This is a genomic window from Shewanella sp. SG41-3 (assembly GCF_014164545.1).
Classification (GTDB): domain Bacteria; phylum Pseudomonadota; class Gammaproteobacteria; order Enterobacterales; family Shewanellaceae; genus Shewanella; species Shewanella vesiculosa.
In genome coordinates this window covers 1-209 of sequence record NZ_JACJFJ010000051.1, presented here as the reverse complement: position 1 = coordinate 209, position 209 = coordinate 1, and the positions used below count along the sequence as shown (strand labels likewise).

The window sequence follows — 209 nt, the reverse complement described above, 5'->3', positions numbered from 1 at the left end:
ACTTGAACCACCGACCTCACCCTTATCAGGGGTGCGCTCTAACCAGCTGAGCTACAGACCCAACGTAATTTCTCTTTCTTCTATCAAGTAATCTGTGTGAACACTCACATGCATCGCTGCACTTTAGGTATTGAGTTAGTCGTATAGGTAAGGAGGTGATCCAGCCCCAGGTTCCCCTAGGGCTACCTTGTTACGACTTCACCCCAGTC

1 rRNA gene is annotated in these 209 nt (G+C 49.3%); it reads right to left on the bottom strand.

The features are described 5' to 3' along the window. Nucleotides 1–148: 148 nt before the first annotated feature. Nucleotides 149–209 (bottom strand): 16S ribosomal RNA (locus tag H5164_RS19910); the annotation flags it as partial.